The sequence below is a fragment of the Nonomuraea endophytica genome (assembly GCF_014203235.1).
Taxonomy (GTDB): Bacteria; Actinomycetota; Actinomycetes; order Streptosporangiales; family Streptosporangiaceae; genus Nonomuraea; species Nonomuraea endophytica.
The window spans coordinates 38,228-47,038 of sequence record NZ_JACHIN010000031.1 but is presented as its reverse complement, the minus strand read 5'-3'; the positions used below and the strand labels follow the sequence as shown (position 1 = coordinate 47,038).

Below are 8,811 nucleotides of genomic sequence, written 5' to 3'. Positions count from 1 at the left end.
TGACGACGAGAGTACGCCTGAAAGGCGTTACGTGAAAGACGCTTCATCTTAAAGTAGAGTGAACGTCACCAAACCGGCACTGTCCGCCACGACGGGGAAGCGTGAAGAACGTGAGCTCTGACCAACCGGAACCTGTCGTACCTCGCTGGACCTTCCTCACCCACCACGCCCGCGTGCTGCTGGAGATCGCCCGCGACCCCGAAGCACGGGTACGTGACGTGGCGGCCGGCATCGGCATCACCGAACGTACCGTGCAGACCATCGTCAAAGACCTGCACGAGGCCGGCTACCTCACCCGTGAGCGGATCGGCCGCCGCAACCACTACAAACTCAACCCCGACCAGCACTTCCGCTACCCCACCGAAGCCGACATGCCGGTCCGCCGGCTGATCGACATGTTCGCCGAGCGCGACCTGCACAACTCGCCGTAGCCGATGGCAGAAGACGCGCACCGGGTGACAGGCTCTGATCAACGCCCGGAGGCGGAGGGTCCGCAGTCGTGGCCGCATCGCCGTCGTCTCAGGTCGGTTGCGGAGGTTGTGCCCACGAGCCGAGGAAACGCAGAGCCTCGGCGGCGGGCGAGCCGGGAGCCGAGGTCAGCACCATGAGCTGTTGCTCGGGCTCCGCCGTACCGGTGAGGAACTCCCCGTCCAGTGGGATACGGCCGGCGATCGGATGGTCGAAGGTTGTGGCGCCGGAAATTTGTGCCGGACGTCGTGCGCGGTCCACCAGCGGGCGAAGTCGTCGTCACGCGGGGACAGTGCTCGGGCGCCTTCGATGCCCGGGATGAACGCCGCAAGACGGTCGCGTGCCCCGCCGGTCCAGGTGGCGAGGTCCCGGGTTTGCTCGTGCCGGTCGCATTGCCTGCGCAGCGAACGTGCAGAGCTCACGACGTTGTGTGGGGCGATCGGCAGCGGAGAGAGGACCTGAAGCCAGATCAACGGCCGTGGCCGGTCTCGGACGCCGGTCGCCGAATGGGTGGGCGTTGATCGGGTAGATGGTGCGCTATGCCGGGTTTGCAGGGGTTTGGGGATTGGGTACTGGGCGGCCGCTACCGGCTGCAGGCCGAGCTCGGCCGCGGCGGCATGGGCAGGGTCTGGCGCGGCCACGACGAGCTGCTCGATCGCCCGGTCGCGGTCAAGGAGGTCATTCTGGAGCGGCGGCCGCCGTGCGAACGCGCGGCGCTGCTGGGCCGTACCATGAGCGAGGCCCGTCTGGCGGCCAGGTTGTCGCATCCGCACATCGCCGCCGTCTACGACGTGGTGGAGGCCGACGGGCGGCCGTGGATCGTGCTGCAGCTGGTGTCGGCCCCCACGTTGGCCGACGTCCTGGCCGAACGAGGACCGCTGCCACCCGCCGAGGTCGCCAGGATCGGCCTTCAGGTGCTGCTGGCGCTACAAGCGGCGCACGCCGCGGGCATCGTGCACCGCGACGTCAAACCGGCCAACATCCTCCTGGCCGACGCCGGCCGGCACGCGGTACTGACCGACTTCGGCCTGGCCACCACCCTGGAACCGCCCGCACAGAACGGCCTCACCCAGGCCGACATCGTGGTCGGCACCCCCGCCTACATCTCCCCGGAGCGCGCCCGCGGCGCGGCCCCGACCGCCGAGAGCGACCTGTGGTCGCTGGGCGTCACCTTGTTCACCGCGGTCGAGGGCCGCTGCCCGTTCGAGCAGGGCAGCGCCCTGGCGACCCTCAGCGCCGTCCTCACCGCGGATCCAGTCCCTTTCGTACGCGCCGGTCCGCTCGCGCCCCTCCTGACCGGCTTGCTGGCCAAGGACCCGGCCCGCCGTACCGGCGTCGACGACGCTCGCCGGCACCTGCACAGCATCACCGTCCCGCACAGCGAGCAGCCACCGACCACCGGCGCCGTGGCCCCACCCCCGCCCAAACCCACCCCGGCCTGTGCCCACCCGGTCGGCTCCCGTCTCACCGCGATCCGTGCTTCGGCGCCCGCGCGCCACGCGCGCGGGACGCGGCTCACGTACGCGCGACCCGCGGCGGCGGTGACCGTGCTGATCGCCGGGGCGCTGGCGGTCATCTCCTGGTCAGGCACGCCGAAGGACACTCCCGCCGCCGGACCTCCCTTCGCCGACACGCCTGCCACGACGGCGCCCGCCTCGCCCGGCGCGGTCCTGGAGCTGAAGCCCGCGTCCGCCAGACGCGGCACTCCGGCCACCTGGCGCCAGACCGAAGAGCCCGCCGGAGCGAGACCTCAGCCTCCGGGGCGGGCCAAGAAGACCACCGGCGACAACGGCAAAGTCAAACACGGGCACAAGCTCCGCTCGCCCGGCAAAGGCGGCGGCAAAGGGCACAAGTGATCAGGCCGCGAGACGCGCTGGCGTGGTTGATCGCGGATCGGTTGCTGGCGCTGCCCGGCTCTTCGTCGCCGTGGAGATCCGGTACGGCCGGCCGACGGACAGGCAACCGTCATCAAGACCAACGGAGAACACCGCGCCGTCTACCGCGACACCGACGGCGCCGTCCTGCAAGGACCCGCGGTGAAGCCGTTGCCCCCGTCGAACTGGACGAACCACAGCGTTAGGCTCGCCTTCCAGCAGGCGCCGTACCAGCCGACCGCCGCGACGGAGAGTTCACAGACCTTCGCGGAGTGCGGGCAGGAGTTCCTTGGCCGACCAGTCGAGGAAGGCGTCCTGATGGTCGGCGCCGATCTGGACCAGCGCGACGTGGGTGAACCCGGCCTCGGTGTAGGCGCGCACCGCCTTCACCACCGCCTCGACGTCCGGGCCGCACGGCACTTTCTCCGCCACGTCCTCGGGGCGGACGCTGTCGGCGTAGGCGGCGAAGTTCACCGGGCCGGGCAGTTCGGCCATCACCTTCCACCCCGCCACCGACCAGCGCCACAGCCGGTGTGCCCGCTCGACGGCGGCCTGCCGGTCGGGGTCGAAGCAGATCGGCAACTGGCCGTAGACCGGCTTGCCCTGCCGGGCGAAGCCGCCGACCAGATCGGCGTCGGGGTCGACGGCCACCAGGGCGTCGCCGTACTCGGTGGCCAGGCTCAGCGAGCGCGGGCCCGAGGCCGCGATCGCCAGCGGCACACCCGCCTCAGGCCGGTCGTACAGCTTGGCCGAGTCGACGTCGAAGAACTCGCCGCGGCGGGTGACATAGCCACCGCCCAGCAGATCCCGGATGATCCGCAGCGCTTCTGCGAACATCGCGTGCCGCGTGTCGGCCGACGGCCAGCCCCGGCCGATCACGTGCTCGTTGAGGTTCTCACCGGAGCCCAGGCCGAGCGTGAAACGGCCCTGGGACAGCTCGGCCATCGTGGCCGCCTTCTGCGCGACGACCGCCGGGTGATAGCGCATGATCGGGCAGGTCACGTACGTCATGAGCGGAAGGTTCTGCGTGACCTGGGCGGCCGCGCCGAGCACCGACCAGGCGTACGGCGAGTGCCCCATCTCCTCCAGCCAAGGAAAGTAGTGATCGGAGATGACCGCGTAGTCGAAGCCGGTCTCCTCCGCCGTGGCGACGTCCTCGACCAGTTGCCGGGCCGGCGTCTGCTCACACATCATCGTGTATCCGATCTGAGCCATGCCCAGATCCCTACCCGACGCTGCCTGTTCAATCCTGCCTGGTCAAGGCAGCTATGCGCGGTGCGCCTCCACCCCAGCGCCGGTGGGCTCGGGCGGCGGACCTACGGCGGCGCCGCGGTAGCTCTCCCGGACAGCCTGCCGGGAGCGGACGTGTGCTCGTGCGCGGAGCAGGCCGGCAGCGGGCGGGCGCGTGTAGCGGAGGGAAGCTCTCGGCGATCAGGTACGACAGGTCGTCGTGCCGGCATCGGAGGAAGTCTTTCCCTGTCGCATGCCGGCCGATGTGCCGGCAGGGGGCGTTTCGCGTGTCCAGGGCGGGTAGCAGACCGACCGCAACGTTCGGCTATCTCGAAAGTGGATATCCATGGGCAACACCTGGAACTACCGCGACGACGCCGGTCACGACCCGACCTCGAGCCTGATCGGCTACGACGTCGAGGCGACCGACGGCAAGATCGGGTCGGTGGACGAGGAAAGCAACGAGGTCGGCGCCAGCTACCTGGTCGTCGACACCGGCTTCTGGATCTTCGGCAAGAAGGTCGTCATGCCGGCCAGCACCATCACCCGGATCGACCCGCAGGAGGAGAAGGTCTACCTCGCTCGCACCAAGGAGGAGATCAAGGACGCGCCGGAGTACGACGAGAAGACGTACCGCGACACCGACTACCAGCGTCAGGTCGGCGACTACTACGGCCGCTACCCGACGGCGTAGACCGCCAGGGCGGCGCTGGACGCCGAGGCACGGGACGCCCCCGGACCCAGCCGGTCCGGGGGCGTCGCCATGCCCGGCCGTACATCCTGACCGCACCCCTTGGGACAGGGGCGGCATGAAGAGGGCTTCGAGCAGGCCGTGCGGGGCACAGGGGGCGTATGGATGACGTCGTGCTGACAGTGAACGCAGGCTCTTCCAGCCTTCAGCTTCACCTGGTCCGCGAGGGCCGGGTTCTGCGTAAGGAGCATCGGGAGCGGAGACCTGAGATCGAGGCGGTCCAGCAGACGATCCGTGCCTTCCTGGATGACGCGGGCATCACGGTGGGGGCGGTGGGGCATCGCCTCGTGCACGGTGGGCCTGCCGTACGGCAACCGACGGTGGTTTGCGAGGAGGTGCTCGCGGGGGTGCGTGAACACGCCGATCTGGCGCCTCTGCACGTGCCGCCCGCCCTGGCGCTGGTCGAAGCCGCCCGGCGGAGCCTGCCGGAGGTCCCGCATGTGCTGTGTCCCGACACCGCCTTTCACGCCGGGTTGCCGGAGGAGGCGTTCACCTATGCGGTGCCCGCCTCGTGGCGTGAGCGGTTCGGGCTGCGACGTTACGGTTTTCACGGCCTGTCTTATGCCTGGGCTCTGCCACGTGCCGCTTCGCTCCTCGGCCGTGCCCCTTCCGACCTGCACGTCGTACTGGCCCATCTGGGTGGCGGCTCGTCGGTGTGCGCGGTCCGGGAGGGGGTCAGCGTGGACACCTCGATGGGCTTCACCCCGCTGGAAGGGCTGCCGATGAGCACCCGTTCGGGCAGCGTCGATCCCGGCATGCTGATGTGGCTGCTGTCGGATGGGCGGCTGTCCTTGGACCAGCTACGCCAGGGGCTCGAACGGGAATCCGGCCTGCTCGGTCTGTCCGGCGGGCTGTCCGGCGACACCCGGGATCTGGTGAAGTCGGCCGCGCCCGAGGCCGCGCTGGCGCTGGAGGTGTTCGCGCATCGCACCGCCCGCGAGATCGCCGCCGCCACGGCGAGCCTGGACAGGCTCGACGCCGTCGTCTTCACCGGGGAGATCGGCTGGGACCAGCCCGAAGTCAGGGCCGGCGTGTGCGCCCGTCTTCGAACGCTCGGTGTCCGGCCGCCCGTCGTGACGGAAGCCGAGCAGGACCGGCTGATCAGCGCGCCGGACGCGGCCGTGGCCGTCCTGACCGTCCAGCCCCGTGAGGAACTGCAACTGGCCTTGACCACGCTGAAAGCCTTGGAGGCGTCGGACGGCGTCAGTAGGGCCAGCGCCAGCCGCTGATATGCGCGGGGTCCTCGCCGTGCGCGCGGGTGTGGGCCCGCGCGCGCAGCCGTTCGGCGGCCATCTCCTGGCGTAGTCCGGCGGCGGCTGCCGCCAGAGCGGGCACCCGGTCGATCACGTCCATGACCAGGTGGTAGCGATCGATGTCGTTGAGCATGGCCATGTCGAAGGGAGTCGTGGTCGTGCCCTCCTCCCGGTAACCGCGCACATGGAAGTGGGGGTGGGCCGCACGGCGGTAGACCAGGCGGTGGATCAGCCACGGATATCCGTGGAAGTTGAAGATCACCGGCTTGTCCACGCCGAACAGCGCGTCGAACTCGGCGTCCTGCAGGCCATGGGGATGCTCCGACGGCGGCTGCAGTCGCATGAGGTCCACCACGTTGACGACGCGTACCCGCACGTCGGGCAGGTGCTCGCGCAGCAGCGCCGCCGCGGCGAGCGTTTCCAGGGTGGGCACGTCGCCCGCGCAGCCGAGCACCACGTCGGGCTCTTGGCCCTCGTCGGTGCCCGCCCACGGCAGGATGCCCAGGCCGCGGGCGCAGTGCGTGATCGCCTCTTCCATCGGCCACAGGTCGAGCACCGGTTGCTTGCCCGCCACGATCACGTTCACGTAGTCGCGCGAACGCAGGCAGTGGTCGGTCACCGAGAGCAGGGTGTTGGCGTCCGGCGGCAGGTAGACACGTACGACCTCGGCCTTCTTGTTCATGACCACGTCCAGAAAGCCGGGGTCCTGGTGGCTGAACCCGTTGTGGTCCTGGCGCCACACATGCGACGACAGCAGGTACGTCAGCGACGCCACCGGGCTGCGCCACGCGATCTTCCTGGCCGCCTCCAGCCACTTGGCGTGCTGGTTGAACATCGAGTCCACGATGTGGATGAACGCCTCGTAGCAGGTGAACAGCCCGTGCCTACCGGTCAGAAGGTAGCCCTCCAGCCAGCCCTGGCACAGATGCTCGCTCAGCACCTCCATCACCCGGCCGTCCGGGGACAGATGCTCATCCACCTCGTCGGTGGCCGCGTTCCACGCCTTCGCCGTCACCTCGTACACCGACGACAGCCGGTTGGAGTCGACCTCATCAGGCCCCATCAACCGGAACGTGCGCGGGTTGGCGGCGATGACATCGCGAAGCAGGGCGCCGACGACCGCGGTCGGCTGGGTGAAGGTCGTGCCAGGCGTCTTGACCTCCACCGCATGGTCACGGAAGTCGGGCATGCTCAGCGGACGCAGCAGCTCGCCGCCGTTGGCGTGGGGAGAGGCGCTCATCCTGTACGCCCCGGCCGGCACCATCGACGAGACGCTTGCCCGCGGGCGGCCTTCGGCGTCGAACAGTTCCCGGGGCCGGTAGGAGCGCATCCAGTCCTCAAGGAGCCCGCGGTGCCCGTCGTCGTCGCGCACGCCGCCGAGCGGTACCTGATGGGCTCGCCAGGTGCCCTCGACCCGCAGTCCATCGACCGTTTCCGGTCCGGTCCATCCCTTGGGCGTGCGCAACACGATCATGGGCGGCCGGCCGCCTTCGGCGATCTCGTCGAAGACGGTGTCCAGGGTCTGGGCGAACTGTGCGTGCACGGCTCGCGGCTCGTCGCCGGACACGACGTGCGGGCGGTAGCCGTACCCGCGCATGAGGTCGAGCAGATCGCTCTCGGGGATGCGGGCCAGCACGGTCGGATTGGCGATCTTGTAGCCGTTCAGGTGCAGGATCGGCAACACCGCGCCGTCACGGCGAGGGTTGAGGAACTTGTTGGCGTGCCAGCTTCCGGCCAGGGGCCCGGTCTCCGCTTCGCCGTCGCCGATGACGCAGGCCACGACCAGGCGGGGATTGTCGAACGCGGCACCATAGGCGTGCGCGAGAGAGTATCCCAGCTCGCCGCCTTCGTGGATGGAGCCGGGCGTCTCGGGGGCGGCATGGCTGGGAATGCCGCCGGGGAAGGAGAACTGCCGGAACAACCGGCGCATGCCCGCGAGGTCGCGGGTGACCTCGGGGAAACGCTCGCTGTAGGAGCCTTCCAGCCAGGCGTGGGCGACTGCCGCCGGGCCTCCGTGGCCGGGGCCGAGGACGTACATCATGTCCTGCTCGCGCTGCAGGATGACCCGGTTGAGATGGGCGAAGCACAGGTTCAGCCCCGGCGTGGTGCCCCAGTGGCCCAGCAGTCTGGGCTTGATGTGCTCGGGTGTGAGCGGTTCGGTCAGCAGTGGGTTGTCCAGAAGGTAGATCTGTCCCACGGACAGATAGTTCGCCGCCCGCCAGTAGGCGTCGACGCGCTCGAGTTCATCCATCTCCTGTGCGTTCCACACCCACGAGCTTCAAACCTGCGATCGGGGTGAACGGCGCACAGTGGGCCGTGCTCCTTCCCGAGCTTGCGGATGCGGTCCTCGAACAGGGTGGTGGCGACGCCTGCGCGATGGCCGACGGCACGTCGGCCACCTTGCTGACCTTGGCGCCGAACCCGCGGCACGCCTGTGCCACGGCGCGAAACCGGAGTGCGGTTCGGCGAAGCGCACCTTGTCCCGGTGACGGCGCAACCCCTCCATGATCCCGTTGATGCCGTCGCCCGGCAGCCCGAAGACCGTGTCCACTCCGCAGTCGACGAGCCTTTCGACGAGCGTTTCCGATGCGATACGAGCCATGAGCCTGCGCCCACCCCATGGGCCCGGCACAGGCGCATGACCCAGCAGAGCCCTTGTCGCTCTTGGCCGTTCCGGCTCTGAGGGTGACCCTGTTTGTCCGCCCTGCGCCGGGTAGGTCCCATTCCTATTGAAGGAGGTCATGGTGCGAGCTCTCGTGATCAACTGCACGCTCAAGCCGTCCCCCCGCCGCCCCCATCCCGGCGCCTGCTCAGTGACGCCGTACAAAAGATCGGAGAAGCAGATGAGTGACCGTCAGGTATTGCCGCACGCGGACGGCTGGCAGGTGCTGGAGCCCGGCGCCACGCGAGCGAGTGAGGTGTTCGCCACTCAGGAGGAAGCGATCGAGCGCGCCCGCGAAATCGTGCACAACAGCGGCGGCGGAGAGCTCGTCATCCACGGCACCGACGGCAAGGTCCGCGACAAGCGCACCATCACCCCCGGCACCGACCCCTACCCACCCACCGGCTGAGCCGCGCCCGATCAGGCCGTTGCCCGGCCCGGCCGCTCCCGCACGATGGACGCGCGGCCCCAGAACGAGACGTGCCCTCTGCGGGACGCGGTCCGCCTGCCGTGCGAAAGCGCTGATCCGGGCGGCGGATGGAGGGTATTGGTGACGTGTGGCCACCGGCCGAC

At 69.5% G+C, this 8,811-nt stretch carries 8 protein-coding genes; 5 read left to right on the top strand and 3 right to left on the bottom strand.

What is annotated here, in order from left to right:
- Window positions 1–110 precede the first annotated feature (110 nt).
- Window positions 111–431 (top strand): helix-turn-helix transcriptional regulator, encoded by a 321-nt coding sequence (locus tag HNR40_RS52560; protein ID WP_184976314.1) that lies wholly within the window; start codon window positions 111–113, stop codon window positions 429–431.
- Between the two features lie 88 nt (window positions 432–519).
- Here HNR40_RS52560 and HNR40_RS52555 read toward each other — a convergent pair whose 3' ends face one another.
- Complete coding sequence (locus HNR40_RS52555; RefSeq protein WP_184976312.1) at window positions 520–729, bottom strand: MmyB family transcriptional regulator; 210 nt, start codon at window positions 727–729, stop codon at window positions 520–522.
- A 278-nt stretch (window positions 730–1,007) separates the two neighbouring features.
- Between HNR40_RS52555 and HNR40_RS52550 the strand changes: the two genes are divergently transcribed.
- Entirely contained in the window at window positions 1,008–2,324 is a 1,317-nt protein-coding gene (locus HNR40_RS52550; protein ID WP_184976310.1) for a serine/threonine-protein kinase, read from the top strand.
- A gap of 273 nt (window positions 2,325–2,597) precedes the next feature.
- On the opposite strand, the gene HNR40_RS52545 is transcribed toward HNR40_RS52550, so the two are convergent.
- On the bottom strand, window positions 2,598–3,557 hold the full coding sequence (locus HNR40_RS52545; RefSeq protein ID WP_184976308.1) for a TIGR03557 family F420-dependent LLM class oxidoreductase: 960 nt from the start codon (window positions 3,555–3,557) through the stop codon (window positions 2,598–2,600).
- A 361-nt stretch (window positions 3,558–3,918) separates the two neighbouring features.
- Between HNR40_RS52545 and HNR40_RS52540 the strand changes: the two genes are divergently transcribed.
- Both HNR40_RS52540 and HNR40_RS52535 read left to right on the top strand, forming a co-directional pair.
- Window positions 3,919–4,266 (top strand): PRC-barrel domain-containing protein, encoded by a 348-nt coding sequence (locus HNR40_RS52540; RefSeq protein WP_184976306.1) that lies wholly within the window; start codon window positions 3,919–3,921, stop codon window positions 4,264–4,266.
- Window positions 4,267–4,436: 170 nt separating this feature from the next.
- Window positions 4,437–5,552, top strand: a complete 1,116-nt coding sequence (locus tag HNR40_RS52535; protein WP_312896874.1) for an acetate/propionate family kinase — start codon at window positions 4,437–4,439, stop codon at window positions 5,550–5,552.
- Here HNR40_RS52535 and HNR40_RS52530 read toward each other — a convergent pair.
- Entirely contained in the window at window positions 5,527–7,827 is a 2,301-nt protein-coding gene (locus tag HNR40_RS52530; RefSeq protein ID WP_184976303.1) for a phosphoketolase family protein, read from the bottom strand. The genes HNR40_RS52535 and HNR40_RS52530 overlap by 26 nt on opposite strands.
- 490 nt (window positions 7,828–8,317) lie before the next feature.
- Here HNR40_RS52530 and HNR40_RS52525 point away from each other — a divergent pair, with 490 nt between their 5' ends.
- A complete protein-coding gene (locus HNR40_RS52525) occupies window positions 8,318–8,647 on the top strand; it encodes a DUF2188 domain-containing protein (RefSeq protein ID WP_246510891.1) in 330 nt (109 codons plus the stop codon).
- Window positions 8,648–8,811: the final 164 nt, after the last annotated feature.

Bases quoted from the DNA above. Each gene is read 5' to 3' on its own strand.
- HNR40_RS52550 (WP_184976310.1), top strand. From the start codon at position 1,008: ATGCCGGGTTTGCAGGGGTTTGGGGATTGGGTACTGGGCGGCCGCTAC.
- HNR40_RS52545 (WP_184976308.1), bottom strand. From the start codon at position 3,557: ATGGCTCAGATCGGATACACGATGATGTGTGAGCAGACGCCGGCCCGG.
- HNR40_RS52530 (WP_184976303.1), bottom strand. From the start codon at position 7,827: ATGGATGAACTCGAGCGCGTCGACGCCTACTGGCGGGCGGCGAACTAT.
- HNR40_RS52540 (WP_184976306.1), top strand. From the start codon at position 3,919: ATGGGCAACACCTGGAACTACCGCGACGACGCCGGTCACGACCCGACC.
- HNR40_RS52525 (WP_246510891.1), top strand. From the start codon at position 8,318: ATGGTGCGAGCTCTCGTGATCAACTGCACGCTCAAGCCGTCCCCCCGC.